At 72.5% G+C, this 26000-nt stretch carries 27 protein-coding genes; 13 read left to right on the top strand and 14 right to left on the bottom strand.

Features of this window, described 5'->3' with window-relative positions; all coding sequences use genetic code 11:
* Nucleotides 1–8 precede the first annotated feature (8 nt).
* Genes DV701_RS09475 through DV701_RS09490 form a run of 4 tightly spaced genes read left to right on the top strand, consistent with a single transcriptional unit; the run spans nt 9 to nt 3990 of the window.
* A complete protein-coding gene (locus tag DV701_RS09475) occupies nt 9–1031 on the top strand; it encodes an ABC transporter ATP-binding protein (protein WP_114928081.1) in 1023 nt (340 codons plus the stop codon).
* The gene (locus tag DV701_RS09480; protein WP_114928082.1) at nt 1028–2068 is read left to right on the top strand and encodes an ABC transporter ATP-binding protein; all 1041 of its coding nucleotides are present in this window, start codon (nt 1028–1030) and stop codon (nt 2066–2068) included. Before DV701_RS09475 ends, DV701_RS09480 begins: the two co-directional genes overlap by 4 nt.
* Complete coding sequence (locus tag DV701_RS09485) at nt 2065–3015, top strand: ABC transporter permease (protein ID WP_114928083.1); 951 nt, start codon at nt 2065–2067, stop codon at nt 3013–3015. Before DV701_RS09480 ends, DV701_RS09485 begins: the two co-directional genes overlap by 4 nt.
* 15 nt (nt 3016–3030) lie before the next feature.
* Nucleotides 3031–3990, top strand: a complete 960-nt coding sequence (locus DV701_RS09490) for an ABC transporter permease (RefSeq protein WP_114928084.1) — start codon at nt 3031–3033, stop codon at nt 3988–3990.
* 71 nt (nt 3991–4061) lie between these two features.
* Here DV701_RS09490 and DV701_RS09495 read toward each other — a convergent pair whose 3' ends face one another.
* The gene (locus DV701_RS09495) at nt 4062–5747 is read right to left on the bottom strand and encodes a hypothetical protein (protein WP_114928085.1); all 1686 of its coding nucleotides are present in this window, start codon (nt 5745–5747) and stop codon (nt 4062–4064) included.
* Between the two features lie 179 nt (nt 5748–5926).
* On the opposite strand from DV701_RS09495, the gene DV701_RS09500 reads away from it, so the two are divergent.
* The 3 genes from DV701_RS09500 to DV701_RS09510 all read left to right on the top strand — a co-directional run bounded on the left by DV701_RS09500 (nt 5927) and on the right by DV701_RS09510 (nt 9751).
* Nucleotides 5927–6862: an LLM class F420-dependent oxidoreductase gene (locus DV701_RS09500; RefSeq protein WP_114930976.1), complete on the top strand. Its 936-nt coding sequence runs from the start codon at nt 5927–5929 to the stop codon at nt 6860–6862.
* Between the two features lie 13 nt (nt 6863–6875).
* Nucleotides 6876–7796, top strand: a complete 921-nt coding sequence (locus DV701_RS09505) for a glycerate kinase (protein ID WP_114928086.1) — start codon at nt 6876–6878, stop codon at nt 7794–7796.
* A gap of 92 nt (nt 7797–7888) precedes the next feature.
* Entirely contained in the window at nt 7889–9751 is a 1863-nt protein-coding gene (locus tag DV701_RS09510; RefSeq protein WP_114928087.1) for an acyl-CoA dehydrogenase, read from the top strand.
* Nucleotides 9752–9764: 13 nt separating this feature from the next.
* Here the strand turns inward: DV701_RS09510 and DV701_RS09515 are convergent, their stop codons facing one another.
* Nucleotides 9765–10268: a GtrA family protein gene (locus DV701_RS09515; RefSeq protein ID WP_228254963.1), complete on the bottom strand. Its 504-nt coding sequence runs from the start codon at nt 10266–10268 to the stop codon at nt 9765–9767.
* Nucleotides 10265–10495, bottom strand: a complete 231-nt coding sequence (locus DV701_RS09520; RefSeq protein WP_114928088.1) for a DUF6458 family protein — start codon at nt 10493–10495, stop codon at nt 10265–10267. Before DV701_RS09520 ends, DV701_RS09515 begins: the two co-directional genes overlap by 4 nt.
* Nucleotides 10496–10585: 90 nt before the next feature.
* Here DV701_RS09520 and DV701_RS09525 point away from each other — a divergent pair, with 90 nt between their 5' ends.
* Together DV701_RS09525 and DV701_RS09530 are read left to right on the top strand one after the other, a co-directional pair.
* Nucleotides 10586–11395, top strand: coding sequence for a carbon-nitrogen hydrolase family protein (locus tag DV701_RS09525; RefSeq protein ID WP_114928089.1), 810 nt, complete (start codon nt 10586–10588; stop codon nt 11393–11395).
* Between the two features lie 62 nt (nt 11396–11457).
* The gene (locus tag DV701_RS09530; protein WP_114928090.1) at nt 11458–12948 is read left to right on the top strand and encodes an alanine/glycine:cation symporter family protein; all 1491 of its coding nucleotides are present in this window, start codon (nt 11458–11460) and stop codon (nt 12946–12948) included.
* Between the two features lie 66 nt (nt 12949–13014).
* Here the strand turns inward: DV701_RS09530 and DV701_RS09535 are convergent, their stop codons facing one another.
* Nucleotides 13015–15003, bottom strand: a complete 1989-nt coding sequence (locus DV701_RS09535) for a cytochrome c oxidase assembly protein (protein WP_114928091.1) — start codon at nt 15001–15003, stop codon at nt 13015–13017.
* Between the two features lie 196 nt (nt 15004–15199).
* On the opposite strand from DV701_RS09535, the gene DV701_RS09540 reads away from it, so the two are divergent.
* From DV701_RS09540 to DV701_RS09550, 3 genes are all read left to right on the top strand, one after another.
* Nucleotides 15200–15721, top strand: coding sequence for a hypothetical protein (locus tag DV701_RS09540; protein WP_114928092.1), 522 nt, complete (start codon nt 15200–15202; stop codon nt 15719–15721).
* Between the two features lie 66 nt (nt 15722–15787).
* A complete protein-coding gene (locus DV701_RS09545) occupies nt 15788–16720 on the top strand; it encodes a maleylpyruvate isomerase family mycothiol-dependent enzyme (protein WP_114928093.1) in 933 nt (310 codons plus the stop codon).
* 10 nt (nt 16721–16730) lie between these two features.
* On the top strand, nt 16731–17633 hold the full coding sequence (locus DV701_RS09550; protein ID WP_202863489.1) for a patatin-like phospholipase family protein: 903 nt from the start codon (nt 16731–16733) through the stop codon (nt 17631–17633).
* Here the strand turns inward: DV701_RS09550 and DV701_RS09555 are convergent.
* The 6 genes from DV701_RS09555 to DV701_RS09580 all read right to left on the bottom strand — a co-directional run bounded on the left by DV701_RS09555 (nt 17575) and on the right by DV701_RS09580 (nt 23044).
* Nucleotides 17575–17991, bottom strand: a complete 417-nt coding sequence (locus tag DV701_RS09555) for a hypothetical protein (RefSeq protein ID WP_114928094.1) — start codon at nt 17989–17991, stop codon at nt 17575–17577. The genes DV701_RS09550 and DV701_RS09555 overlap by 59 nt on opposite strands.
* A 43-nt stretch (nt 17992–18034) precedes the next feature.
* Nucleotides 18035–19492, bottom strand: coding sequence for a dihydrolipoamide acetyltransferase family protein (locus tag DV701_RS09560; RefSeq protein WP_114928095.1), 1458 nt, complete (start codon nt 19490–19492; stop codon nt 18035–18037).
* Nucleotides 19493–19555: 63 nt separating this feature from the next.
* Nucleotides 19556–20602, bottom strand: a complete 1047-nt coding sequence (locus DV701_RS09565; protein ID WP_114928096.1) for an alpha-ketoacid dehydrogenase subunit beta — start codon at nt 20600–20602, stop codon at nt 19556–19558.
* On the bottom strand, nt 20599–21831 hold the full coding sequence (gene pdhA / locus DV701_RS09570) for a pyruvate dehydrogenase (acetyl-transferring) E1 component subunit alpha (protein ID WP_407669309.1): 1233 nt from the start codon (nt 21829–21831) through the stop codon (nt 20599–20601). Before pdhA ends, DV701_RS09565 begins: the two co-directional genes overlap by 4 nt.
* Nucleotides 21832–21888: 57 nt before the next feature.
* Nucleotides 21889–22665, bottom strand: coding sequence for a dienelactone hydrolase family protein (locus DV701_RS09575; RefSeq protein WP_228254964.1), 777 nt, complete (start codon nt 22663–22665; stop codon nt 21889–21891).
* 1 nt (nt 22666) lies between these two features.
* A complete protein-coding gene (locus DV701_RS09580; RefSeq protein ID WP_114928098.1) occupies nt 22667–23044 on the bottom strand; it encodes a phage holin family protein in 378 nt (125 codons plus the stop codon).
* A gap of 42 nt (nt 23045–23086) precedes the next feature.
* Between DV701_RS09580 and hisC the strand changes: the two genes are divergently transcribed.
* The gene (hisC, locus tag DV701_RS09585; RefSeq protein WP_114928099.1) at nt 23087–24178 is read left to right on the top strand and encodes a histidinol-phosphate transaminase; all 1092 of its coding nucleotides are present in this window, start codon (nt 23087–23089) and stop codon (nt 24176–24178) included.
* 4 nt (nt 24179–24182) lie between these two features.
* Here the strand turns inward: hisC and DV701_RS09590 are convergent, their stop codons facing one another.
* From DV701_RS09590 to DV701_RS09605, 4 genes are read right to left on the bottom strand one after another with little or no spacing between them, the layout of a single operon-like run.
* Entirely contained in the window at nt 24183–24590 is a 408-nt protein-coding gene (locus DV701_RS09590; protein ID WP_114928100.1) for a hypothetical protein, read from the bottom strand.
* 2 nt (nt 24591–24592) lie between these two features.
* Nucleotides 24593–25402 carry a bifunctional hydroxymethylpyrimidine kinase/phosphomethylpyrimidine kinase gene (locus DV701_RS09595; RefSeq protein ID WP_228254965.1) on the bottom strand — a complete coding sequence of 270 codons (810 nt, stop codon included), beginning with the start codon at nt 25400–25402 and terminating at the stop codon, nt 24593–24595.
* Between the two features lie 20 nt (nt 25403–25422).
* Nucleotides 25423–25650 carry an RNA-binding S4 domain-containing protein gene (locus DV701_RS09600; protein ID WP_114928102.1) on the bottom strand — a complete coding sequence of 76 codons (228 nt, stop codon included), beginning with the start codon at nt 25648–25650 and terminating at the stop codon, nt 25423–25425.
* Nucleotides 25647–25958: a GNAT family N-acetyltransferase gene (locus DV701_RS09605; protein WP_114928103.1), complete on the bottom strand. Its 312-nt coding sequence runs from the start codon at nt 25956–25958 to the stop codon at nt 25647–25649. The genes DV701_RS09600 and DV701_RS09605 overlap by 4 nt, the downstream gene beginning before the upstream one ends.
* Nucleotides 25959–26000: the final 42 nt, after the last annotated feature.

Raw genomic sequence — 26000 nt, forward strand, 5'->3', positions numbered from 1 at the left:
GGAGGATCATGGCACTGCTCGAGGTGCGCGACCTGCGGGTGTCCTTCCCGACCGCCGACGGCGTCGTCCAGGCGGTGCGCGGCCTCGACCTGACCGTCGAGGCCGGCACCACCCTGGCGGTCGTGGGCGAGTCCGGGTCCGGCAAGAGCGTGGCGACCCAGAGCATCACCGGGCTGGTGCGCGACGGGCGCGTCAGCGGGTCGGCCCTCTTCGACGGGACCGAGCTGATCGGCGCCTCGGAGCGTGCCCTGCGCACGATCCGCGGGGCGCGGATCGGGATGATCTTCCAGGACCCGCTCTCCAGCCTGCACCCGTACTACCCGGTCGGCTGGCAGATCGTGGAGATGATCCGGCTGCACCGGCCGCGGACCTCGCGGGCGGCGGCGCGGCGGCGGGCGGTGGAGATGCTCGACCGGGTCGGCATCCCGCGCGCGGCGGACCGGGTCGGGGACTATCCCCACCAGTTCTCCGGCGGCATGCGCCAGCGCGTGATGATCGCGATGGCGATGGCCCTGGAGCCCGAGCTGCTCATCGCCGACGAGCCGACCACGGCCCTCGACGTCACCGTGCAGGCGCAGGTGCTCGGCGTGATGCGCCGCCTGCAGGAGGACACCGGCACCACCATCATCGTCCTGATCACCCACGACCTGGGGGTGGTCGCGGACGTGGCCGACCAGATCGTGGTCATGTACGCCGGTCGGGCGATGGAGCGCACCGACCGCCGCACGCTCTTCTACCACCCCGCGCACCCCTACACCCAGGGGCTGCTGGCCTCGTTGCCGACGCACGACGGCGGCCGCACCCGGCTCACCCCGATCCACGGCACGCCGCCCTCGACGATCGACCCGCCGGACCGGTGCCCGTTCGCGCCGCGCTGCCCCTTCGCCTACGAGCACTGCTGGCGGTCCGAGCCCGACCTGCTCCCCGTCGACGGCGACGAGGCCCACCGGTCGGCCTGCTGGCTGACCATCGCCCCCGGTGAGCGGGAGCGGGAGACGGAGAGCGCGAGCACCAAGGAGACGCAGTCATGAGCACCCCGCTGCTCCGGGTGGAGCACCTGACCAAGACCTTCGCACCGCTGGGGGGCGGGCTGCGTCGCGGCTCCGGCGGCACCGTCCACGCGGTCGACGACGTCTCCCTGGAGATCGCCCCGGGCGAGACGCTCGGGCTGGTCGGCGAGACCGGCTGCGGCAAGTCCACCCTGGCGCGCTGCATCGCCCGGCTGCACGACGTGAACGGGGGACGGATCCTCTTCGACGGGCGGGACGTGACGGTCCTGCAGGGAGCGCAGCTGCGCGAGCTGCGGCGCGAGGTGCAGATCATCTTCCAGGACCCCTACGGCTCCCTGAACCCGCGCCGCCGCGTCGGGTCGATCATCGCCGACCCCTTCGTCATCCACCGGCTGGGCAGCGGTCAGGAGATCCGGCGCAAGGTGCAGGACCTGATGGAGCTGGTGGGGCTCAATCCCGAGCACTACAACCGCTTCCCCGCGGAGTTCTCCGGCGGGCAGCGCCAGCGGATCGGGGTGGCCCGGGCCCTGGCCCTGCGGCCGCGGCTCGTCGTCTGCGACGAGCCGGTCTCGGCGCTCGACGTCTCGATCCAGGCGCAGATCATCAACCTGCTCGTCGACCTGCAGGACGACCTGGGGCTGACCTACCTGTTCATCACGCACGACCTGTCGGTGGTGCGGCACGTCAGCGACCGGATCGCGGTCATGTACCTCGGGCAGATCGTCGAGGTGGCCCCGACCGAGGAGCTCTTCGCCTCCACCCGCCACCCCTACACGCGCTCGCTGCTCTCGGCCGTGCCCGTGCCCGACCCGGACCGGGCGGACAGCCGCGAGCGGATCGTGCTCACCGGTGACCTGCCCAGCCCGACGGACCCGCCCAGCGGGTGCCGCTTCCATACCCGCTGCCCCAAGGCGCGCCCGGAGTGCGCGTTGTCGCAGCCGCCGCTGGAGCCGACGTTCGACGACGCCGAGGACCACCGGGCCGCCTGCTTCTTCCCGCTGGAGCGCGGCGAGGTGCTCAGGACGCCGGACGTGGTCGGCGGGGGCGAGGAGCGATGAGCACGCCGGCGGCCGTCCCCGAGCCGGCCCCGGAGGCAGCCAGGCCGGTCGAGGAGCGGACGATCCAGGGGCGCAGCCCCTGGCGGCTCGCGTGGGAGCGGCTGCGCCGGGACCGCGTCGCGATGGGATCGGCGGTGGTCATCGTGCTGGTGCTGCTCATCGCGATCTTCGCGCCGGTGACGACGACGATCACCGGACACGGGGTCAACCAGCAGTTCTACGACACCGGGCTGAGCCCCGACGGGCTGCCGCGCGGTCCGAACAGCACCTTCTGGCTGGGGACCGACGACCTGGGGCGCGACCTGCTGGTGCGGATCGCCTACGGCGCGCGGATCTCGCTGCTGGTCGGCGTGGCCGCGACGGCCCTGACGGTGGTCATCGGCACGGTGGTGGGGCTGGCCGCCGGCTTCCTCGGCGGTCTGGTCGACACGGTCCTGGCCCGCCTCGTCGACGTGGTGCTCTCCGTCCCCTTCCTGCTGGTCGCGATCAGCCTCGTCTCGATCACCGGGCCGAGCCTGACGGTGACGGTGCTGGTCATCGGGTTCTTCAGCTGGGCCTCGGTGGCCAGGATCGTGCGCGGCCAGGTGCTCTCCCTGCGGGAGCGCGAGTTCGTCGAGGCGGCGCGTTCGCTGGGGTCGGGCAACCTGCGGATCATGTTCGTCGACGTGCTGCCCAACGTGCTGGCGCCGCTCATCGTCTACGCCTCGCTGCTGGTCCCCGTGGTCATCGTGGTCGAGGCCACCCTGTCCTTCCTCGGGCTCGGGCTGCCCCCGCCCACCGCCGACTGGGGCGGGATGATCAGCGAGTCGCAGGGCTACTACACCGTCGCCTGGTGGTTCGTGTTCTTCCCCGGGGCCGCGCTGGTCATCACCACCCTGGCGTTCAACCTGCTGGGGGACGGCATCCGGGACGCGTTCGACCCACGCGGCGAACCGGTCAAGAGCTGAGGCAGGAGGTCCACCATGGTGCGTTTCCTGATCCGCAGGATCGGTCTGGGCGTGCTCGTCATGTGGCTGATCACGATGGCGGTCTTCGGCCTGTTCTTCCTGGTGCCCAACGACGTGGCCCGGACCCTGGCGGGGCGGCAGGCGCCGCCGGAGACCGTCGCGCTGATCACCCACCGGCTCGGCCTGGACCAGCCCGTGTGGAAGCAGTACCTCGACTTCATCTGGAAGGCGCTGCACGGCGACCTAGGGTACGACTACTACCACCAGGTCCCGGTCACGCACATCATCGCCCAGGCCCTGCCGATCACCCTGTCGGTCGTCATCGGCGGCGCGATCATCTGGATCGTGCTGGGTGTGACCAACGGCATCATCTCGGCGGCCCGGCCCCGCTCGGTGCTGGACCGCGGGCTGACGGTCTTCTCGCTGGTCTTCTACTCGATGCCGACCTTCCTCCTCGGCCTGCTGCTGCTCTACTTCGTCTACTTCCGGCTCACGATGGTGGGCTGGGCGGTCTTCCCCCCGGGTGGCTACGTGGCGCTGAGCGACGACGCGGTGTCCTGGCTGCAGCACATGATCCTGCCGTGGCTCACCCTGGCGCTGGTCTCGGCGGCGACCTACACGCGCCTGACCCGTGCCTCCATGCTCGACGTGCTCGGCGAGGACTACATCCGCACCGCCCGCTCCAAGGGGATGGGTGAGGGACGGCTCCTGCTGCGCCACGCCCTGCGCGCCGCGCTGACGCCGGTCGTGAGCCAGTTCGGGATCGACGTCGGCACGCTGCTCGGCGGCGTGGTCGTCACCGAGACCGTGTTCTCCCTGCCCGGCATGGGCAAGACCGCCATCGACGCGATCAACCAGCAGGACCTGCCGGTCATCATCGGCATCGTCCTGTTCGCCTCCGCCGCCGTCGTCGTCGCCAACGTGGTGGTCGACGTCCTGTATGCCGTGCTCGACCCCCGGGTGCGGCTGCACTGAGGCCGGCGGGTCGCCCTGCGCGCGTCGGGCGGCCCGCCTCTCGGGGTCAGGCGTGCTCGTCCGGGGCGGCGTCACGCGTCCTCGTCCCCGAGCAGGTCGTCGATGGTGGGCTGGTCGGGGCGGGGGCCGGGGCGGGTCTGCCCGGTGTCGGGGTCGGTGTGCTCCGTCGTGAGCCCGTCGCCGCGGCGCCTGCCCTGGATCCCGGCCCGTTCGGCCAGGGCGGCCTGCAGGAGCTGACCGGCCAGGTCCCGGCGATCCTCCAGGTCATCGGGATGGACCCGCCTGAGGTAGGTGCGGTAGTCGTGCACCCGGGTCGTGACCACCTGGCCCAGCAGGGTCGTGAACGTCAGGTCCCGCCGGGCGCCGATCTCCACCTGCCAGGTCCCCTCGGTCTTGTACCGGTGGGGCCGCTTGGCCAGCAGCGCCAGGTTGACCTCGCTCGTCGGACCACCGGCCCAGCCGTAGGGGGTGACGTGGTCCAGCTCCCCGGTCCGGGCCCTGGCCCCCGGGGCCCGGGAGTAGACGTCCGCGGCGACCACCTGCCGACGCATGTCGGCGTCGGGCCGGTAGCCCTTGATCGTCCGCTCCACGAGCCGACCATCACGCGGGTCCACCACCAGCCGGTGCAGGGTGCTGCCCGGCATCAGCGCCAGCTCCCGGGCGTGGCCCTCGGAGACGAAGAACGGGTTCGGACCCAGCACCTCACCCACCCGGCCACGCCCGGACCGCCCCGGCGGCCCGCGACGGGCACAGTCCTGCCCCGCCCCGTGGGGCCGGTTGTGGACAGCCTCCTGCTGACCGGTGTCCCGGGTCGAATACGGCAGGACCACCTGCAGGGCGACCGGCGGCAGCCCGTTGACCACCCGGGCCAGCAGCTCCATGTCCTGCGGGGCGATGACCTCCTCGAACAGGACGCCGCCAGCGGACTCCCCGCCGGACACGGGGTGCCCGGACACGGGGTGCCCGGACACGGCGTCGGCGGACACGGCGTCGGTGGCCGGGTCGGGCTGCTTGTCCGGGCACCCGTGCAGGGCGACGGTGGCGTAGGTCAGCAGTCCCAGACCCACGTCGACACCCAGCTGGCCCAGGGTGCGGGGGTCACCGGCGGCCCTCACGCCCCTGGCACCACGCTCCAGCCGCTGGCCCGCAGCCAGCACCGAGGCCACCGGTCCCCGGATCGAGAGCGTCGCCACCCCGTCCTCGTGCACCCTGGTCCACGTCCGGCGCGCCGCGTAGGCCCGCGCCCGGGCCGCCCGCTCGGCCGCCACGTCGCTGCCCCGGCACGCCGTGACCTCAGCATCCAGCGCGGCCCGGAACGAGGGCACCGACCACGCCCGACCGTGCAGGTCACCCTCCGGGCCCAGCCGGTCCCCCGCCGCCAGGCCAGGATCGTCGCCGAACAGGGCCGCGGCGACCAGCAGCCGCCGGTCATCCTCCAAGGAGGCCGTCTTCTCGTAGAACCAGCGCACCTGCACCCACGTCGTCTCCCCCGCACGCAGCGCCGCGTCCACCATCCCCGCCAACGGCTCCGCGGCCGTGGCCGCCCGCACCAGCAGACCCGCCTCCCACGCCGAGAACCCCAGCGCCACCTCGATCTCGCCGATCGCGGCCAGACGCACCCCCCGCGACAGCGCCCGCGACCCGCCGGTCAGCGGCTCGCCACGCCCGGCACGCCGCTCCCGCTCGCGTTCCTGCACCCGCTCCACCACGCCCCGCACCGCCACGACCAGGTCCGCCTCAGCACGCGAACGCCGCACACCCGCACACCACGCAGGTCCACCACCAGATCTCGACCACGATCAACACCCTAGCAACCGACTCAGACATCTGTTCGAATATCCACAACGTGCCGCAGAGGCACCCACCAGGACAGGGGGGTGTGGACAGACCCCTCACCCGCCTCGCCCCGCCCCGCGCCACCAGGCACACTGACGCCATGGACCTGCGCATCTTCACCGAGCCCCAGCAGGGCGCCTCCTACGACGACCAGCTCGCCCTGGCCCGCACCGCCGAGGACGCCGGCTACTCCGCGTTCTTCCGCTCCGACCACTTCCTGGCCATGGGCAGCGGCGACGGCGCCCCCGGTCCCACGGACTCCTGGGTCACCCTCGGCGGGATCGCCCGTGAGACCAGCACCATCCGGCTGGGCACGCTCGTCACCTCGGTCACCTTCCGCCACCCGGGCCTGCTCGCCGTCCAGGTCGCGCAGGTCGACCAGATGAGCGGCGGCCGCGTGGAGCTGGGGCTCGGCGCGGGCTGGTTCGCCAAGGAGCACGCCGCCTACGGCGTCCCCTTCCCCGACGCCCCCGGCCGTTTCGACCTGCTCGAGGACGCCCTCCAGGTGATCACGGGCCTGTGGGCCACGCCTACCGGCGAGACCTTCAGCCACACGGGCACGACCCTGACCGTCACCGACTCGCCCGGGCTGCCCAAGCCGGCCCAGCAGCCGCGCCCGCCGATCATCATGGGCGGCAGCGGCAAGCGCCGCACCCCCGCCCTCGCGGCGCGCTTCGCCGACGAGTTCAACATGTCCTTCCCGACGGTCGAGGACACGATCAGGCAGTACGGCCGCATCGACGACGCCTGCCGCTCCGTGGGCCGCGACCCCTCCAGCATCCTGCGCTCGGTCGCCCTCGTCGCCTGCGTCGGTCGCGACGAGTCCGAGATCCGCCACCGCGCCGACGCGATCGGCCGCGACGTCGACGAGCTGCGCACCAACGGACTCACCGGCACCCCCGCCGAGGTCGTCGACCGCATCGGCCAGTGGCAGGAGCAGACCGGGGCCGGGCGGATCTACCTGCAGATGCTCGACCTGTCCGACCTCGCGCACACCGAGCTCGTCGCCGCCGAGGTCATGCCCCAGCTCGGCTGAGGCAGCCCCGCACATGTCCCCCGTCCTCCTCGTCGCCCCCGACAAGTTCCGCGGCACCCTCTCCGCGCCCGAGGTCGTCCGCGCGGTCGCCGACGCCGCCGCACCGCTGGGCTGGGAGGTGGTCGCCCTCCCGATGGCCGACGGGGGCGAGGGCATGCTCGACGCCTTCGGCGGCAGCAACCGCACCTCGACCGTCACCGGCCCCGACGGCACGCCGGTCCACGCCGCCTGGCGGCTGGACGGCGACACCGCGGTCCTCGAGTGCTCCGCCGCCTCCGGCCTCGTGCTGGCCGGCGGCTCGGCGACGACCGACGGCGGCCTCGGCGCGGTCGAGGCCGTCCTGGCGCGCCTCGCCGGCCGCCGTCCCGCCGACCTGGGGGTCGACCTCGTCGGCGCCTGCGACGTCCAGACCCTCTTCACCGACGCCGCCCGCGTCTTCGGCCCGCAGAAGGGCGCCTCGCCCGCCCAGGTCCTCGAGCTCACCGACCGGCTCGCCACGCTCCAGGACAGGTATGCCGTGCAGCATGCGGTCGACCTGTCCGCCGTCCCCGGCGGCGGCGCCGCCGGGGGCCTGGGCGGCGGACTGGTCGCCCTGGGCGCCCGCCTCGTGCCGGGCCTGCAGCTGGTCGCCGAGCAGGTCGGCCTGGCCGACGCGATGGCCCGCGCCGACGCGGTGCTCACCGGCGAGGGGGCCCTGGACGCCGAGTCCTTCAACGGCAAGGCCGTGGGCGGCGTCGCCGAGGAGGCGCAGCGACACGGCATACGGCCCCTGGTGGTCGCCGGGACGGTGCGGCCGGACGCGCCCGCCGACCGGCTGGCGGGCCTCGAGGTGGTCGACCTCTCGGCGACCTACGGGCCCGACGCCTCGTGGGAGCGCACCGCGTGGTGCATCGGCGAGGCGGTGCGCACCCGGCTCGGCGCACCGCCCGCCTGAACCGGCATCCCGGCCTTGCCTTCCGCAGCGTGCTGAGAGACACTTGCTACCAAGAAGTAGTACTGCGAGTATCGGATACCTGGGAGGCGGCCATGGGCCACTACAAGAGCAACGTGCGCGACACCGAGTTCATGCTGTTCGACGTGCTCGAGCGGGGGAAGATCCTGGGCTCGGCGCCGTTCGAGGACCTCGACGAGCAGACCGCCCGCGACGCGCTGCGCCAGATCGCCACGCTGGCCGAGGGGCCGATCGCCGCCTCCTTCGTGGAGTCCGACCGCACCCCGCCCGTCTTCGACCCGGCCACCGGCTCGGTGACGATGCCGGACTCCTTCACCGCCTCCTACCAGGCCTGGGTCGACAACGAGTGGTGGCGCCTGGAGATCGACCCCGGCCTCGGCGGCACCGCCGCCCCGCCCACCGTGAGCTGGGCGATGTCGGAGTACCTCCTGGGCGCCAACCCGGCGGTGAAGATGTTCGCCTCCGGCTACACCTTCGCCAACGTCCTGCACCGCCTCGGCACGATCGAGCAGCAGCAGCTCGCCCAGCTGCTCATCGACAAGCCGTGGGGCGCCACGATGGTCCTCACCGAGCCCGACGCCGGCAGCGACGTCGGCGCCGGCCGCACCAGCGCGGTCAAGGCCGGCGACGGCACCTGGCACCTGCGCGGCGTCAAGCGCTTCATCACCAGCGGCACCGCGCCGTTCTTCGAGAACGTCATCCACTTCGTGCTCGCCCGTCCCGAGGGCGCCGGTCCCGGCACCAAGGGCCTGTCGCTGTTCATCGTCAGCGACCACCACATCACCGACCTGGAGACCGGCGAGCTCGGCGGCCGCAACGGCGTGCAGGTCGCCAACATCGAGCACAAGATGGGCCTGAAGGTCTCCACCACCTGCGAGCTGCGCTTCGGCGAGGACGAGGACAACCCTGCGGTCGGCCACCTGCTCGGCGAGGTCCACGACGGCATCGCGCAGATGTTCCGGATCATCGAGCACGCCCGGATGCTGGTCGGGACCAAGGCGATCGCCACCCTGTCCACCGGCTACCTCAACGCGCTGGACTACGCCAAGGAGCGCGTCCAGGGCGCCGACCTGACCCGGATGCGCGACAAGACCGCGCCGCGCGTGACGATCACCCACCACCCCGACGTGCGCCGCTCGCTCATGCTGCAGAAGTCCTACGCCGAGGGCCTGCGCGCGCTCATGCTCTACACCGCCAGCTTCCAGGACACGGTCTACGCCGCGCAGAGCGCCAGCGGGCACGAGGCCGTCGAGCCCGGCAGCGAGGCCGAGATCGCCGCGCGCGTCAACGACCTGCTCCTGCCGCTGGTCAAGGGCTGCGGCTCCGAGCGCGCGTTCGTGCTGCTCGGCACCGAGTCCCTGCAGACCTTCGGCGGCTCGGGCTTCCTCCAGGACTACCCGATCGAGCAGTACGTCCGCGACGCCAAGATCGACTCCCTCTACGAGGGCACCACCGCGATCCAGGGCATGGACTTCTTCTTCCGCAAGATCCTGCGCGACCAGGGCACCGCCCTGGGGTATGTGGCGGGCCAGGTCATGCAGACCGCGACCGCCCAGGTGGACGACGGGCTCGAGCAGGTCCGCGGCGCGGTCCTGCGCGCCCTCGGCGAGGTCCAGCAGATGGTCGAGTTCATGACCGGGAAGGCGATCGCCTCCCAGCAGGACCCCGAGCAGGTGTATGCCGTGGGCCTGCACTCCTCGCGGTTCCTGCTCGCCGCCGGCGACCTCGTCATCGGCTGGCTCCTGCTGCGCCAGGCCGAGGTGGCCGCCCGCCTGCTGGACGCCGGGGAGCGACCGCAGGACACCGCATACCTGCAGGGGAAGGTGGCCGCCGCCACGTTCTTCGCCTCCGAGGTGCTCCCGCGCCTGGGCGCCGACCGACGGATCGTCACCGCCGGCGACACCTCGCTGATGGAGCTGCCGGAGGAGGCCTTCTGAGCGCCGGGCCGGGCTAGCGGCGCTGGCGGAAGACGACGAGGCGCATCATCAGGTACATGAAGACCGCCTCGCAGGCTCCGGCGGTCAGCCGGGCCAGGAGGTAGTTGACGCCGACCGCCTCCAGCGTGCTGGCCAGCAGCAGGATGAACAGCGCGTAGTTGGCGAGCACGCTGAGCACGTAGCGCGCGGTCTGCCGGCCGACGTGCCCGCCCACCTGGAAGTTGAGCCGGCGGTTGAGCACGAAGGCCAGGGCGAGGGCGACGGCATACGCGAGCGTCACCGCCACCGGGTAGGGCAGGCCGAGCAGGTCGAACCCGACGCCGAGCAGCACCAGGTCCACCCCGTAGGTGAACGCGCTCAGCGCCGCGAAGCCGACGGCGGTGGCCGGGACGAGCTCTCGCGCCCAGCCCGGCAGCCTGCCGTGGACGCGGTCGCGCACGACGGCGAAGCGCTCGGCCGCACCGGTCAGGTCCCGCGACGGCGCGAGCGTCGCGGACGCCTGGAGGGTGGTGCTCACTCGTCGATGTCGCGGCGACGCACCTCGGCGTTGCGGTCGATCACCTCACGGTGGGTGGTGTTCGTGCGCTGGGTGTTCAGCACCAGGCCGAGCAGCAGCGCGAGCACGCCGGCCGCCATCAGGATGTAGCCGATCGTCTGCAGCTCCACGCCGCTGATCGCGTAGTCGACGGCGAACGCGAGGATCGCGCCGATGACGAGGAGGACGATGCCGAGGCCGATGCCCATGTGTGACGCCTTTCCGTGGTGTGGGTTCTCACGGTAGCCCAGCAGGCGGGGCCCTGCCCCTCGGACGCACGCTGGTGCGACCATGGCGGCATGAGCCTGACCGTCGCCGTCGCCCAGTACTCCCCGACCCAGGACACCGCGGAGAACCTCGCCACGATCGAGTCCCTCCTGCGCCGGGCCGCCGAGCGCGGCGCACGACTGGTCGTGCTCCCCGAGTATGCGGTGTTCACCGTCCCCGACATGGGCGAGCGTCTGGTGCAGACCGCCGAGCCGCTCGACGGGCCGACCGTCACCCGCCTGCGCGAGATCGTCGCCGCGCTCGACCTCGCCGTCGTGGTGGGGGTGAACGAGGAGGCGGGCGAGAACCGCATCCACAACACCCTGCTGGGTCTGCGCGGGGGCGAGGTCGTGGCGACCTACCGCAAGGTGCACCTCTACGACGCCTTCGGCTACACCGAGTCCGACCGGGTGGTCCCCGGGACGCCCGGCGTGCCGGAACTGCTCGAGGTCGACGGCTTCCGGGTCGGCATGCAGACCTGCTACGACCTGCGCTTCCCCGAGTCCTCGCGGGTGCTGGTCGACGCCGGCGCGGACGTCCTCGCGGTGCCGGCGCAGTGGGTGCCGGGCCCCCTGAAGGAGGACCACTGGACCACGCTCGTGCGGGCGCGGGCGGTCGAGAACACCGCCTACGTGATGGCCGCCGGGCAGACCCCGCGCACCGGTATCGGCGGCAGCGCGGTGGTCGACCCGGCGGGAGTCACGCTCGCCGGGGTCGGCGAGGTGCCCGGGATCGGCGTGGCAGTCCTTGATCGGGACCGGCTCACCCAGGTGCGGTCGGTCAACCCGGCGCTGGCGCGGCGGCGCTACCGGGTGGTTCCGGATGAGGACGCCACCCGGTAGCCTGTCCCGCAGTCGCGGGGTCACGGACGACCCTGCCGCACCGTCGGAAGGAACCGATCGACATGAACTGGGACGCCGTCACGGAGGTCCTCAACGAGATCTCCGGAGTCATCTGGGGACCGTTCCTGCTCATCCCGCTGCTCGTCGGCACCGGTCTCTACCTGACCATCCGGCTGGGCGGGCTGCAGTTCCTCAAGCTGGGAGCCGCCTTCCGGCTGGGCATCCTCAAGCGTCGCGACGCCGACTCCGAGGGCGACATCAGCCAGTTCCAGGCGCTGACCACCGCGCTGGCGGCCACGGTCGGCACCGGCAACATCGTCGGTGTGGCGACCGCCATCGGCATCGGTGGACCTGGCGCCCTCTTCTGGATGTGGATCACCGGGCTGGTCGGCATGGCCACGAAGTACACCGAGGCCTTCCTCGCCGTCCGCTTCCGCGGCACGGACGTGGCGGGCGAGAAGTCCGGCGGCCCGCAGTACTACCTGCAGCGCGGCATCAAGGGGCCGATCGGCAAGGTGCTGGGCATCTCGTTCGCCATCTTCGCCACCATCGCCGCCTTCGGCATCGGCAACATGACGCAGGGCAACGCGATCGCCTCCAACGTCGAGAGCAGCTGGGGGCTGCCGGTGGCCATCACCGGCGTCATCCTGACCGTGATGACTCTGGTCGTCCTGGTCGGCGGGATCAAGTCGATCGGCCGGGTCACCTCCAACCTGGTCCCCATCATGATCGTCTTCTACATCGCCGCGGCGCTCTACATCCTCATCGCCAACGTCGAGAGCATCCCGGCCGCGATCGGCCTGATCTTCACCGACGCCTTCACCGGCACCTCGGCGGTCGGCGGCTTCGCCGGCTCGGCCATCATGATCGTGGTCCAGTACGGTGTCGCCCGCGGTCTGTTCTCCAACGAGTCCGGCCTGGGCTCGGCCCCGATCGCCGCGGCCGCGGCGCAGACGACGCACCCGGTGCGCCAGGGCCTGGTCTCGATGACCCAGACCTTCATCGACACCCTCGTCGTGGTCACCTTCACCGGCCTGACGATCATCACCACCGGCGCGTGGAAGGTCGTCGACCCGGAGACCGGCGAGCAGATCTCCGCCGCGCTGATGACCGGCGAGGCCTTCACCCACGGCCTGCCCGGCGAGTGGGGCCACTGGATCGTGACTCTCGGCCTGGTGCTCTTCGCCTACTCCACGATCCTGGGCTGGAGCTACTACGGCGAGCGCAACATGGAGCGGCTCTTCGGGCGCCGGACGGTGATGCCCTACCGCATCGTCTTCTCCCTGGTCGTCTTCGCCGGCGCGACGCTGCAGCTGGAGCCCATCTGGACCTTCTCCGACATCATGAACGGCCTGATGGCGCTGCCGAACCTGGTCGGCCTGCTGGTGCTCTCCGGCCTGGTCGCGCGCGAGACCCGCTGGTACCTCAAGAACGACCCGAAGCTGGAGGCCGACAAGGCGCAGGTCGAGGCGTTCATGGCGGGACGCCCGGGCTGGGCGGAGTGGAAGGCCGGCGACGTCGTCGGCTCCAGCCACGACTTCGACCGCGGCTAGCCCTCACCGGCTGACGACGATGCGCACCCGTGCCCCGGCACGGGTGCGCATCGTCGTCCCGAGGGCCTAGCGGGTCCGGCCGGCCGTCCGGTCCTGCTTGGCGAGCTGCGCCAACCGTGCGTTGTATGCGGTGAGCTCCGCGTCGTGGTCCCGCTCCGCCTGCCGGTCCGAGCGGGCCGCGTCGCGCTCGTCGCGGCGCATCCAGTCCACCGCGACCATGAGCATCAGCAGGAGCGTGGGCAGCTCGCCCAGGCCCCAGGCGATGCCGCCGCCGAGCTGCTGGTCGGCCAGCAGGTCCTGCACCCAGGGCACGTCGATGGTCTTGAAGAACTCCGGCGCCAGCAGCCAGCCGCCCTGGAAGATCGACAGCCCGAAGAAGGCGTGCGAGGCGAGCGTGACGAGCAGCACGATCATCCGCAGCGGGGCCGGCCACTTCGCCGGGCCGGGGTCGGTGCCGACGAGGGCCCAGACGAAGGCGTAGCCGACCAGCGTGAAGTGCACGATCATGAAGACGTGCCCGGCGTGGGTGCTCAGCGCCCAGCCCAGGATGCCGCTCCAGTAGAAGCCGACCAGGCTGCCGAAGAAGAGCATCCCGGCGACGACCGGGTTGACCACGAAGGAGGCCCACCGCGAGTGGACCGCGGAGAGCAGCAGCTCGCGCGGGCCGAGCGTCCCGTCGCGCCGGGAGGGCAGCGCGCGCATCGCCAGGGTGATGGCGTTGGCCGGCACGAGCAGGATCGGCACCCCCATCATCAGCGCCATGTGCGAGACCATGTGCACCGAGAACATCACCCGGCCGTAGACCCCCGGCCCGCCGCTGGTGACGTAGACGAAGGCCGCCCAGCCCAGCGTCCACAGCAGCAGCTTGTGCAGCGGCCAACGGTCGCCGCGCCGGCGCAGGCGCACCACCGCCGCCGCGTAGAGTCCCACGGCGACGACAGCGGCGAGGACGAAGAGCCAGTCCGGGCGCCAGGTCGTGAACATCCGGGCCCAGCTCCACGGCTCGGGCATCGGGTGCATGGTGAGCGAGATGACCGGGGTCACGTCGACGGCGACCGGCTCGGGCGTCGGGGTGCGGCCGAGCACCACCCCCAGGCCGACGGCGGCGCCCATCAGGACCAGCTCGCCGAGGGCCAGCCGCGCGAAGCGTGGCGGGGAGTCGACGCCCCGGGCCACGACCCGGCGGCGCTGCAGCCAGCCGGCGCCGCCGAGCACGAGCAGCAGGGTGACCTTGGCGACCACGACCGCGCCGTAGGGGGTGAACAGGTTGGCCGGGGTGCCCACGGAGACCGTGGCGAACAGGATCCCCGAGACCGCGACGGCGCCGAAGCACCAGGCCGCCAGCGTCGAGAACCGGGCGACGGTGTCGGGCAGGGCCGGGCCGAGGACCGGCAGCAGCACCGCGATCGCCAGCAGCCCGCCGACCCACAGCGTGATCCCGACCAGGTGCAGGGCCAGGGCGTTGACGGCCGTCTCGTGCCCCAGGGTCGAGCTCGCGTGACCGGTGAACGCTAGCGGCAGCAGGGCGCTCAGACCCACGGCGAGGGCCCAGGTCAGGGTGGCGCGGCTGCTCGCGTAGGCGCACAACGCCACCAGCGCCGCGACGATCACCGCCTCGACGAGCAGGAGCCGCAGCACCTCCAGGGCCCAGACGTTGCCGATGAGGTCCTCGAGGAAGCCCGGCGCGGACGGCGGGGTGCCGGCCAGCTCGGCGTAGGTCAGGTAGAGCATGACGAGCACGGACAGCATCCAGACCACGCCGCCGGCGAAGGCGCCCTGCGCCGCGGTCGTCCGCCGGAAGCCCTTCCCGTCGGTGGACTCGCGGGCCAGGAGACCACCGACGAGCAGCAGCCCGAGGGTGAGCGAGGCGGCGAGGTCGTGCAGGATCCGCACCAGCGGCTGCCCCCACCGCACGACGGCCCCGGCGTCGCCGAGGACGAGGGGCGTGGTGGCGCCCGACGCGGCCGCGACCGGGACCGCCACCAGCACCGCGACCGCCAGCACCACCGTCGCGAGCAGCCAGCGGGGCGCGGTGGAGGTCAGCGGGCTCGACATGGGGCCCATGCTAGGTCGCGATCCTGAGGCCACCCCGCCGTGCGCCTGCCAGGACCACCCGTCACAATGGATGGTTGCAGACGACAAGGACGACGCCTCGGCTCCAGCGTCATCCGGACGTCTCCGCCGTGCGCGCCGACCCTCGCCTGCGACGCAAGGACGAGACGAGCGAACACAGACGAAGACGGAGACACACATGCGACGCACCACCCTGACCGCCGCCCTCGGCATGGCCCTGGTCCTGGCCGGCTGCTCCTCCGACGGCAGCGGCGACGGGAGCACCACCGACAGCACCACCAGTGCCAGCACCGACGCCAGCGCGAGCAGCGCGGCGACCGAGGCCGGGGCGGAGACCACCGGGGCAGCCGCCGCGATGGAGGACCCGGTCTGCGCCGGCTTCTTCCAGACCGGCGCGGTGACCCTGGCCGACCGGGCCACCAAGGACCGTGACCTCCTCGCCTCCGGCGACACCCTCGACCCCGCCTCCTGGGGCGAGATCAGCCTGCTCAACCAGCGCATCACGCAGCTGGGCGCGCAGGCGGAGGGCGACCAGGCCGACCTCCTGGAGCGCATCAACGCCCCCTTCGTCGAGGCGACCGACGCGGTCCTCTCCGACGAGGACCAGAGCCCGACCGACGAGGAGATCACCGTCCCCGAGATCGACGTGGCCGACTCCGGTGCGGCCCAGGACGAGCTCGAGACCGCCTGCGCCGGCTGAGCGGCCCGACCACCGCCGACGCCGCCCGGGCCCCACGCCCGGGCGGCGTCGGCATACCCTGTCCTCATGCCTGTCCACCCCGCCGCGCCCGCCGACCTCACCGAGCTGGTGGCCGCCTACCGCCAGACCCTGACCTCGTTCGCCGACGTGGCCGACGGCCTGCGCGAGGAGGACTGGAGCACCCCCGTGCTCCCCGGCTGGACCGCCCGCGAGGTGCTGGCCCACGTGGTGCACGTGGAGGACTACCTCTCCGGGTCCGAGCACCCCGTCCAGGGCTGGACCCAGGAGGCCGAGGAGGGGGCGAAGGTCGCCGTGGACCACCCCGAGCACGTGCGCAACTCCTTCGGCGTGTGGATCGAGGAGGGGGTCCTCGCCCGCGCCGACCGCTCCCCCGCAGACCTGGTCGAGGAGCTGCGCGGGCTGCTGGAGGTGCGCTCGGCCGGCATGTACGACGCCGACCTCGAGCTGGACACCCCGGTCCGCTCGGTGCGCGGCCGGCAGTCCACCTTCGAGGCGCTGACCCGGATGCGGATCATCGACGTCTGGGTGCACGAGCAGGACCTGCGCGGCGTCGTCGACCGGCCCGGGTCGCTGGACTCCCCGGGTGCGAGCCAGCTGCTGGAGACCCTGCTCGGGGAGCTGCCGCGCATCGTGCTGGAGCGGCTGGCGCCCGAGCCGGGCACGGTCCTCATCCTGGAGAGCACCGGCCCGGTCACCGCCCGCGGCGGCGTGCGGATCGGCCTGGACGCCGACGACCGGCTGGTCGCCCACGAGCTCTTCACCGGGCACGCCGGCGACGCGGCCGAGGGTGAGGACGCCCCGAACGGCGCTCCCCAGCAGGCCGAGCCGGAGGAGCAGGCCACGACGGTGGCGCTGTCCACCTTCTTCCTGGGCCGCCGGGCCGCCGGGCGCGTGCCGACGCAGGAGACGGCATACCAGGTGGTCGGTGACGAGGACCTGGCCCGGCGGCTGCTCGACGCGCTGGTCATCACCCCCTAGGAGGACTGCCGTGGCACACCGCGAGCGCACGGACCGGGCGCCCCAGGCGAAGATGGGCCTGGTGCTGGGCGGCGGGGGCGCGCGCGGGCTGTGCCACATCGGCGTGCTGCGCGTGCTGGAGGAGCTCGACATCCACCCCGACGTCGTCTCGGGGACGAGCATGGGCGGGCTGGTGGGGGCGTTCGTCGCCGCGGGCTACGACGCCGCCGAGCTGGAGGAGATCGCCACCGACCTGCGCTGGCGCTCGATGATCAGCTGGAGCCCGCTGTCCGGACGGCTGCTGAGCACCCGCGCGTTCATGCACTGGCTGGAGGGCCTGCTGCCGCCGACCTTCGAGGAGCTCGAGCTGCCGCTCGTCCTCACCGCGACGAACCTGACCGACGGGCGGATCTTCTACGCGCGCAGCGGCGACCTCTACCGGGCCCTGCGCGCCACCACCGCCTATCCCGGCGCCATCGAGCCGGTGCGCGTCGGTGAGGACCTGATGGTCGACGGGGGACTGCTCAACCAGATCCCGGTGGACGGCGCGCTGCTGCACGGCGTGCGCCGGGTGCTGGCCGTCAACGCCACGCCGCTGACCGAGCTCGACGGCTCCGAGGACGGCGGCCGGCTGCGGATCTCGGCGCTGGAGTCCTTCCGCGAGGTCATGCGGGCGGTGGACGTCATGCAGGCGCAGCTGACGATGTCGCGGCTCTCGTTCTACCCGCCCGACCTGCTGCTCGACCCGCAGATCGAGGGGATGGAGATCACCGACTTCCACCGGGCGCGCCACGCCATCGCCGCGGGCGCCCGCGCCGCGCTGGACCGGCGCGAGGAGCTGGCGCGCATCTTCGGGCGAGGGGCCGTCGAGGAGGTCAGCGACGCGACGGAGCCGGTGCCGCCCGACGCCCGTGAAACCACAGCGCCGCGGTGAAGGTCCCGACGATCACCAGCGCCGTGCCGGCCACCCACAGCGCCGGCACCCAGCCGGTCGCCAGCTCCAGCACCACCCCGAGCGCGGCCAGCGCCAGCGCCACCTGACCGGCCAGCCGCGTCGCCCTGAACTGCGCCAGCCGCTCGGCCCGGTCCGCCTCCGAGCCGGTGAGCAGCCGAGCCGCCGGCGTCAGCCGCCGGGTCACGGAGTGCAGCACCCCGTAGCCCAGGAAGAACGCCGCACCCACCAGACCCACCTTGAGGTTTCCGCGCGACGCGCCGGCGATGAGGATCGCCGCCGCCCCGGCCGTGCACAGCAGCGTGAACAGGCGGTCCTTGAGACGGGGGCGGGAGGCCATGGGCGCAAGGGTATGCGGTGGCGCCGCCGTCCGACGACGTGCGTCAGGCCCAGACGAGCGCCCTGGCCGGGTCCTCCATCAGCGCGGCCAGGTCGGCCAGGAACCTCGAGCCGAGCTCGCCGTCGACGAGCCGGTGGTCGAAGGCCACCGCCAGCTGCGTCACCCAGCGCGGCTCGATGCGCTCCTCGGCGCCCTCGCCCACGACCCACGGCATCCGCCGCACCGCGCCGAAGGCCACGATCGCCGACTCGCCGGGGTTGATGATCGGGGTGCCGGTGTCGACCCCGAAGACGCCCACGTTGGTGATCGTGATGGTGCCGCCGGACTGGTCGGCGGGCTGGGTCCGGCCGGACTTGGCCGTGGCCACCAGGTCCGCCATCGCCTCGGCCAGCTGGCGCAGGTCCATCAGGTCGGCGTCCTTGATGTTGGGCACGATCAGCCCGCGCGGGGTGGCCGCGGCGATCCCGAGGTTGACGTAGTTGCGCCGCACGATCTGCTGCGCCTCCTCGTCCCACGCCGCGTTGATGCCGGGGTTGCGGCGCACCGCGATGGTCATCGCCCTGGCCAGGATCAGCAGCGGGTTGATCCGCAGCTCGCGCAGGTCGCGGTCCTTCCTGAGCCGCTCGACCAGCTCCATCGTGCGGGTCACGTCGACGGTGATGAACTCCGTCACGTGCGGCGCGGAGAACTTCGAGGCGACCATGGCCTGCGCCATCATCTTGGTGACGCCCTTGATGTCGATCCGCTCCTCGCGGGGACCCGAGCGGTCCAGGACAGGACGCTGGTATGCCGTCGCACCCGTCGCCGGGGCCGCTGCCACCGGGGCAGGGGTCGGCCGGTCCGTCGGCTGCGCGGTCGGCTGCTGTCTCGGTGCTGCCGGCGCGGCGGCCGCACCGCTCTGCAGGAAGGCGTCCACGTCGGACCTCGTGACGACGCCGTCCTCGCGGCTCGGCGTCACCGCGGTGAGGTCGACGCCCTTGTCCCTGGCGTACTTGCGCACGGGCGGCGCGGCCTTGGCGCGGCGCGGGGCACCGACCTGGTCGGCCTCCTCCGCGGCGGCCTCGGTCCCCCGCCGCCGGCGGCGGGAGGTCGCGGTCTCGATCGCGCCGTAGCCGACGAGCACCGCCTCGCGCTCCGGCTTGGCCGGCGCCTCGGGGACCAGGTCGGCGCCGGCGGCCTGCGCCTCGGCCCCGGTGGGGGCCGCGGCGTCGACGTCGGCACCGGAGTCCGCACCGTCCCGACCGGCACCGTCCCGACCGGCACCGTCGCCGTTGTCGATGACGACGATCGGGGTGCCGACCTCGACCTCGTCGCCCTCCTGCGCCAGGATCGCCGTCACCTCGCCCGCCCACGGGATCGGCAGCTCGACGAGGGACTTGGCGGTCTCGACCTCCACGACGATGTCGTTGATCTTGACCGTGTCGCCGACAGCGACCTTCCACTGGATGATGGTGGCCTCGACGAGGCCCTCACCGGGGTCGGGGAGCTTGAACTGCGGCATGGAGGACTCCTTCGGGCGGCGGCGACGGTCAGCGGCGGCGACGTGGGCCGCGGGGTCGGTGGGTCAGTAGTTCAGGACGGTGTCGACGGCGTGCAGCACCCGGTCGAGGTCGGGCAGGAAGACCTCCTCGTGCCGGCTGGGCGGGTAGGGGATGTTGTAGCCCCCGACCCGCAGCACCGGCGCCTCCAGGTGGTAGAAGCAGTGCTCCTGGACCCAGGCGGCCATCTCCGCGTGGATGCTGGTGAAGGTCGGCGCCTCCGACAGCGTGATGCACCGGCCGGTCCTGATCACGGACGCCTCGATCGTGTCGGTGTCCATCGGCGAGAGCGAGCGCAGGTCGACGACCTCGATCGAGGGGCCGTCCTCCAGCTCTGCGGCCTGCGCCGCCGCGAGCGCCACCTTGACCATCGGGCCGTAGGTGAGCACGGTGACGTCGCTGCCCTCGGTGCGCACGACGGCCTCGTCGAGGCGGTGCGGCGCGTCGGCCAGGTCCGGCACGCCGCCGCCCAGGTCGAGCACGCCGCGCTCGTGGTAGCGGCGCTTGGGCTCGTAGAAGATCACCGGGTCGTCCGAGGCGATCGCCTGCTGCATCATCCAGTAGGCGTCGTCGGTGGTCGACACCGAGACCACGCGCAGCCCGGCGGTGTGCGCGAAGTAGGACTCGTTGGACTCGCTGTGGTGCTCGACCGCGCCGATGCCCCCGCCGTAGGGGATGCGCACGACCATCGGCACCTTCAGCTTGCCCAGCGAACGGTTGTGCATCTTGGAGACCTGGCTGACGATCTGGTCGAACGCCGGGTAGACGAAGCCGTCGAACTGGATCTCCACCACCGGGCGGTAGCCGCGCAGCGCCAGGCCGACCGCGGTGCCCAGGATGCCGGACTCGGCCAGCGGCGGGTCGATGACCCGGTCCTCGCCGAAGTCCTTCTGCAGTCCCTCGGTGATCCGGAAGACGCCGCCGAGCTTGCCGATGTCCTCCCCCATGAGCAGGACCTTGGGGTCGCGCTCCATGGCGGCGCGCATGCCCGCGTTGAGAGCCTTGGCGATCGTGGTCCGCTGCGCGGTGGACGTCGGGGCGGGCGCCGCGCCGGGGGTGGTGGTGCTGGTCATCTCTCTCCTTCGTCCTCGAAGCCGGCCTGGTAGGCCGCGAACTCCGCCGCCTCGCGCTCGACCAGCCGGTGCTGCTCGGCGTAGACGTAGGTGAACATCTCCTCGTGCGGCGGGTCGGGCATCGTCTGGCAGGCGTGCCGGATCCGCCGGGCCAGCTCGTCGGCCTCCTCCTCGACCGCGGCCAGCCAGTCGTCGTCGACGATGCCCTCGGCCAGCAGGTACTTCCTCATCCGGTCGATCGGGTCCTTCTTCTTCCAGATGTCGACCTCGGCGGAGATGCGGTACTTCGTCGGGTCGTCGGAGGTGGTGTGCGCGCCCATCCGGTAGGTGAAGGCCTCGATCAGCGTCGGTCCCCCGCCGGAGCGGGCACGCTCGAGCGCGGCGCGCGAGACGGCGTAGGAGGCGATGACGTCGTTGCCGTCCACCCGCACGCCGGGGAAGCCGAAACCGTCGGCACGCCGGTAGGGCGGCACGGTGAACTGCTTGTCGTTGGGCTGGGAGATCGCCCAGTGGTTGTTCTGCACGAAGAAGACGACCGGGGCGTTCTTGACCGCGGCGAAGACCAGCGCCTCGTTGTAGTCGCCCTGGGCCGTCCCGCCGTCGCCGGTGAACGCCATCACCGCGGTGTCCCGCTCGGGGTCCCCGGTGGCGTAGTCGCCGTCGAACTGCACGCCCATCGCGTAGCCGACCCCGTGCAGCATCTGGTTGCCGATGACGATCGTGTAGAGGTGGAAGTTGTGCTCCCCGGAGTCCCACCCGCCGTGGTTGACCCCGCGGAACATGCCGAGCAGGTTCTCCGGCGGCACCCCCTTGCACCACGCCACGCCGTGCTCGCGGTAGCCCGGGAAGGCGTAGTCCTGGGGGCGCATCGCCCGGCCGGCGCCGACCTGGGCGGCCTCCTGCCCGAGCAGGCTCGGCCACAGGCCCAGCTCGCCCTGGCGCTGCAGCGCGAAGCCCTCGGCGTCGAAGCGGCGCACCAGGATCAGGTCGCGCAGCATCCCCTTCAGCGCCTCGTCGTCGAGGTCGTCGAGGTAGGCGGCGTAGGGGCTGCTCACCTCCGTCACCGGCACGCGGCGTCCCTCGCCGTCCAGGAACTGGACCATGTCCGGGCCGCCGTCGGTGATGTCCTTCTCCGGCGGCTCGTGCGCACCCCGCGCGGGGGTGCCGTCGGGCTGGGTGCCCTCGAGGGTGTTTGGCGCGGCGGGCCGCGCGACTTCCTCGTCGCTCAACGCAGGCTCCTTCATCTCACGGCAGACGCCGCAGCGTGACGGGACAGCTGTTCGTCGTCAGGTTACCCCCGAACCTCGGCGGGTCGGCAGGACGTCCGCGAGGAAGTCCTGCGTCTGCGCCCAGGCGGCCCGGCTCGCGGCCTCGTGGTGGAACATCGGGTTGGGGTTGTCGAACGCGTGGCCGGCGCCCTCGTGCAGCTCGAAGCGCACCTCCTCGCGGGTCCCGCCCCCGGTGACCGCCTCGCGGATCTGCTCGACCGTCTCCATCGGCAGGTAGGTGTCCTGCGTGCCGAAGACGTGCAGGCTCGGGCACCGCACGTCCTCCGCCAGGCCCAGCAGGTTCGGCAGCGCCGAGCCGTAGAAGCTCACCAGCGCGGCCGGCGGCACCTGCGCCCGGGCGGCCGCGGCGGCCACGTTGAAGGCCAGTCCGCCGCCGAAGCAGAAGCCCACGAGCCCGACCTGGTCCGCCAGCACCTCGGGCAGCGCGGCGAGCGCGTCCCGGGCGGCGAGCCCGTCGCGCACCGCGAGGTCCCAGTCGAGCTGCCCGACCAGGCCCATCGCCGTGCCGAGCAGGTCGTCGGCGTCGTCCTCGAGGGACTCCACCGGCGGGTCGAGGCGGGCGTAGACCTGAGGGGCGAGCACGGCATACCCCAGGGTCGCGAGGTCCTTGCACCGGGACCGCACGTAGTCGCTGAGCCCGAAGATCTCCTGGAAGACCACCAGACCGGGCACGGGAGCCTCCGAGGAGGAGTGGTCCGGCAGCCACAGCAGGCCGGGCAGGGGCCCGTCCGCGCCGGGGATCTCGTGGGCGACCGGTCCGCCGGTGACGCTCACGTCAGTCCCTGGCGTCCGGGAGCAGCATGTCGACCACCAGCGAGACGGCCGAGATGATGATCGCGCCGAGCACGGCGTCCCAGAAGAAGCTGTCGACGTGGAAGTCCAGCCCGATCGCCCCGGCCAGCCAGGAGGTGAGCGCGAGCATCAGGGCGTTGAGGATGAACAGGAACAGGCCCAGGCTGAGCACGATGAGCGGCAGCGAGAGCAGCTTGAGGATCGGCTTGACGATCGCGTTGAGCACTCCGAAGACCACGGCGACGCCCAGCAGCGTGAGGAAGAAGCGGCTGCCCTCTCCCCCGATCTGGATCCCGTCGAGAAGGTAGGCCGCGACCCAGATGGCCACGGCGTTGGCGACGATGGTCAGGATCATCTTCATGGGCCCATCGTGGCACGGGAGCGCCTTCACTACCCTGAGGACATGACCGAGCCGTCCGCCAGCCCCGTCCGACTGCGCTCCGTCCTCGCGACGGTCCCCGCCTACACGCCGGGCCGGCCACCCACGCCGGTGGAGGGCGTGACGGCCTACAAGATCTCCTCCAACGAGAATCCCTACCCGCCGCTGCCCTCGGTGCTGGAGGCGGTCGCGGGGGCGGCCTCCTCGCTCAACCGCTACCCTGACATGGGCGTCACCGCGCTGACCGCGGCGCTGTCCGAGCGTCTCGGCGTGCCCGCCTCGCACCTGGCCACCGGCACCGGCAGCGTCGCGGTGCTGGGGCACCTGCTCAGCATCACCTGCGAGCCGGGCGACGAGGTCGTCTACGCGTGGCGGTCGTTCGAGGCCTACCCGATCGTGGTCGCCCTCTCCGGCGCGACGTCGGTGCAGGTGCCGGTGGACGCCGAGGCCCGCCACGACCTCGACGCGATGGCCGCCGCGATCACCGACCGCACGCGTCTGGTCGTGGTGTGCACTCCGAACAACCCGACGGGGCCGGCCGTGCGCGAGGACGAGCTGCGGGAGTTCCTGGCCAAGGTGCCCCGGGACGTGCTCGTGGTCGTCGACGAGGCCTACCTGGAGTTCACCACCGAGGACACCGTGCCGGACGCGCTGGCGATCTACCGCGACCACCCCAACGTCGCGGTGCTGCGCACCTTCTCCAAGGCCTACGGCCTCGCCGGGCTGCGGGTCGGGTATGCCGTGGCGCACGAGGAGGTCGCCACCGCCCTGCGCAAGGCGGCCACCCCCTTCGGCGTCAGCGACCTGGCGCAGCAGGCGGCGCTGGCCAGCCTGGCCGCCTACGACGAGCTCGAGGTGCGGGTCGAGCAGATCGTCGCCGAGCGCGAGCGGGTGGTCGCGGCGCTGCGCGAGCAGGGCTGGACGGTCCCGGAGGCGCAGGGCAACTTCCTGTGGCTGCCGCTCGGCGAGGACGCGGTGCCGTTCGCGCAGGCCTGCCAGGCCCGGGCGCTGACCGTGCGCCCGTTCGCCGGCGACGGCGTGCGCGTCTCGGTCGGGGAGAGCGAGGCCAACGACCGGTTCGTCGCGATCGCGGCGGAGTGGCTGCGCAGCCGCTGACCCGTCAGGAGCCGTGCCGGTCGGCCCACCGCAGCAGCGCGCGGGTGACCCAGCAGGCGGCGTAGCTGACCGCCCAGCTGGTCACCAGGATCACCAGCGAGGCGGCCCAGATGCCCTGGCCCTCGAACTCCACGGCCAGGTCGAAGAACCAGGGCGTGGTCATGCCCAGCATGCCGGCGATCCCGAGCAACCAGGGCATCGAGGTCTTGCCGGCCACGAGCGTGGCGGGGACGGCGATCGCGACGAGGGTGCCGTAGGCCATGACCAGCTGGAAGGGCTCCCCGAACCCGCGGCCCACGCTCCAGGACTGCCCGGAGATCCACGCCAGCACCCCGCCGACGAGCATGATCACCCAGCCCTTGCCGGGATTGCCGGTGACGACCGCGGTCGAGCCGCGCGGGGAGAGGGACACGCTCAGGAGCCCTGGCGGACCACGTCGTAGGGGGCGTCGCTGGCGAGGCGCTGCTCGATGCCGCGGGTGACGAACTCCTTGGCCGCGCGCGCCGCGTCGAAGGGGCGGTCCCCGAGGGCCAGCCGGGCGGCGACGGCCGCCGCCAGCGTGCAGCCGGCGCCGGCGACCTGGACGCCGTCGCCGAGCTTGGGCGCGGCGAGGATCTCGGTCCGCTCGTCGTCGACGTAGACGTCCACCGCCTCCTCCCCGGGCAGGTGCACCCCGCCCTTGGCCAGCACCACCGCGCCGGAGCGCTCGTGGATCCGGCGGGCCGCCTCGACCAGCTCGGGCACCGTGCCGATCTCGTCGATCCCGGACAGCGACATCGTCTCGAAGTGGTTGGGCGTGACGAAGGTGGCCTGCGGCAGGACCTGCGCCTTGAGGGCCTCGTCGGTGTCGAGCGCGGCGCCGGGCTCCTGGCCCTTGCAGATGAGGACCGGGTCGAGGACCACGTGGCCGAACCCGCGCCCGCGCAGCGCGCCGGCCACCGTCTCGATGGTGGCGGGGGTGCCGAGCATCCCGATCTTGACCACGTCGAGCTGGTCGCGGGGGTAGGCGGCGGTGATGGCCTCGAGCTGGTCGGCGATGACCTTGGGTCCGACGGCGGAGAACCGGTGGTTCCAGTCCTCCTTGGGGTCGAAGGAGACGATGCAGGTCAGCGCGACGCAGCCGAAGACCCCGTGCGCCTGGAAGGTGCGCAGGTCGGCCTGCGCCCCGGCGCCTCCGGTGGCCTCCGAGCCGGCGATCGTGAGGACGACTGGTGTGGTGCTCATCCTCCGATCGTGCCACGTCTTCATCCGCCGACGGGCGTGACCGCCTGTCCGTCGTAGGTGACGACCTGTCCCGCCCGGATCTGGGTGCCGCGGCGCAGGACGGTCTCGCCGTCGACGGTGACCTCGCCGTTCTCGATCACCATGCGCGCCATCGCCCCGTCCTGGACGAGGTTGCCCAGCTTGAGCAGCTGGCCCAGGCGGATGGCCTCGTCCCGGATCGGGACGGGCTGCGGCTGCGGGTCGGTCACGGGCCCTCGTCCTCGGGGACCAGCGAGGGCTCCAGCAGCGACTGGTGCTCCTCGTTCCGGTCGATGTAGGCGCGCACGAAGGGGCAGCTGGGACGCACGTGGAGCTTCTGCGCGCGGATCTCGCGCAGCGCCTCCTCGGCGAGCCGGCCGGCGATCCCCTGGTGGCGCATGGCGGTGTCGACCTCGGTGTGGTGCAGGTCGACGGTGCCACCGTTGAGCGTGTAGTCCAGGCGGCCGACCTCGTCCTCGCCGCTCATCGCGATGAAGCGGGACTCGGCAGGGTGGTGCACGACTGCGACGTTGGTCATGCCTCCAGCCTAACGGGGCGGCCCGTCCGGGGCCGGTCGACC

The organism is Ornithinimicrobium avium (genome assembly GCF_003351765.1).
GTDB classification, from domain to species: domain Bacteria; phylum Actinomycetota; class Actinomycetes; order Actinomycetales; family Dermatophilaceae; genus Ornithinicoccus; species Ornithinicoccus avius.

Bases quoted from the DNA above. Each gene is read 5' to 3' on its own strand.
- DV701_RS09475 (WP_114928081.1), top strand. From the start codon at position 9: ATGGCACTGCTCGAGGTGCGCGACCTGCGGGTGTCCTTCCCGACCGCC.
- DV701_RS09480 (WP_114928082.1), top strand. From the start codon at position 1,028: ATGAGCACCCCGCTGCTCCGGGTGGAGCACCTGACCAAGACCTTCGCA.
- DV701_RS09485 (WP_114928083.1), top strand. From the start codon at position 2,065: ATGAGCACGCCGGCGGCCGTCCCCGAGCCGGCCCCGGAGGCAGCCAGG.
- DV701_RS09490 (WP_114928084.1), top strand. From the start codon at position 3,031: ATGGTGCGTTTCCTGATCCGCAGGATCGGTCTGGGCGTGCTCGTCATG.
- DV701_RS09500 (WP_114930976.1), top strand. From the start codon at position 5,927: ATGGACCTGCGCATCTTCACCGAGCCCCAGCAGGGCGCCTCCTACGAC.
- DV701_RS09505 (WP_114928086.1), top strand. From the start codon at position 6,876: ATGTCCCCCGTCCTCCTCGTCGCCCCCGACAAGTTCCGCGGCACCCTC.
- DV701_RS09510 (WP_114928087.1), top strand. From the start codon at position 7,889: ATGGGCCACTACAAGAGCAACGTGCGCGACACCGAGTTCATGCTGTTC.
- DV701_RS09520 (WP_114928088.1), bottom strand. From the start codon at position 10,495: ATGGGCATCGGCCTCGGCATCGTCCTCCTCGTCATCGGCGCGATCCTC.
- DV701_RS09525 (WP_114928089.1), top strand. From the start codon at position 10,586: ATGAGCCTGACCGTCGCCGTCGCCCAGTACTCCCCGACCCAGGACACC.
- DV701_RS09530 (WP_114928090.1), top strand. From the start codon at position 11,458: ATGAACTGGGACGCCGTCACGGAGGTCCTCAACGAGATCTCCGGAGTC.
- DV701_RS09535 (WP_114928091.1), bottom strand. From the start codon at position 15,003: ATGTCGAGCCCGCTGACCTCCACCGCGCCCCGCTGGCTGCTCGCGACG.
- DV701_RS09540 (WP_114928092.1), top strand. From the start codon at position 15,200: ATGCGACGCACCACCCTGACCGCCGCCCTCGGCATGGCCCTGGTCCTG.
- DV701_RS09545 (WP_114928093.1), top strand. From the start codon at position 15,788: ATGCCTGTCCACCCCGCCGCGCCCGCCGACCTCACCGAGCTGGTGGCC.
- DV701_RS09555 (WP_114928094.1), bottom strand. From the start codon at position 17,991: ATGGCCTCCCGCCCCCGTCTCAAGGACCGCCTGTTCACGCTGCTGTGC.
- DV701_RS09560 (WP_114928095.1), bottom strand. From the start codon at position 19,492: ATGCCGCAGTTCAAGCTCCCCGACCCCGGTGAGGGCCTCGTCGAGGCC.
- DV701_RS09565 (WP_114928096.1), bottom strand. From the start codon at position 20,602: ATGACCAGCACCACCACCCCCGGCGCGGCGCCCGCCCCGACGTCCACC.
- DV701_RS09580 (WP_114928098.1), bottom strand. From the start codon at position 23,044: ATGAAGATGATCCTGACCATCGTCGCCAACGCCGTGGCCATCTGGGTC.
- hisC (WP_114928099.1), top strand. From the start codon at position 23,087: ATGACCGAGCCGTCCGCCAGCCCCGTCCGACTGCGCTCCGTCCTCGCG.
- DV701_RS09595 (WP_228254965.1), bottom strand. From the start codon at position 25,402: ATGAGCACCACACCAGTCGTCCTCACGATCGCCGGCTCGGAGGCCACC.
- DV701_RS09605 (WP_114928103.1), bottom strand. From the start codon at position 25,958: ATGACCAACGTCGCAGTCGTGCACCACCCTGCCGAGTCCCGCTTCATC.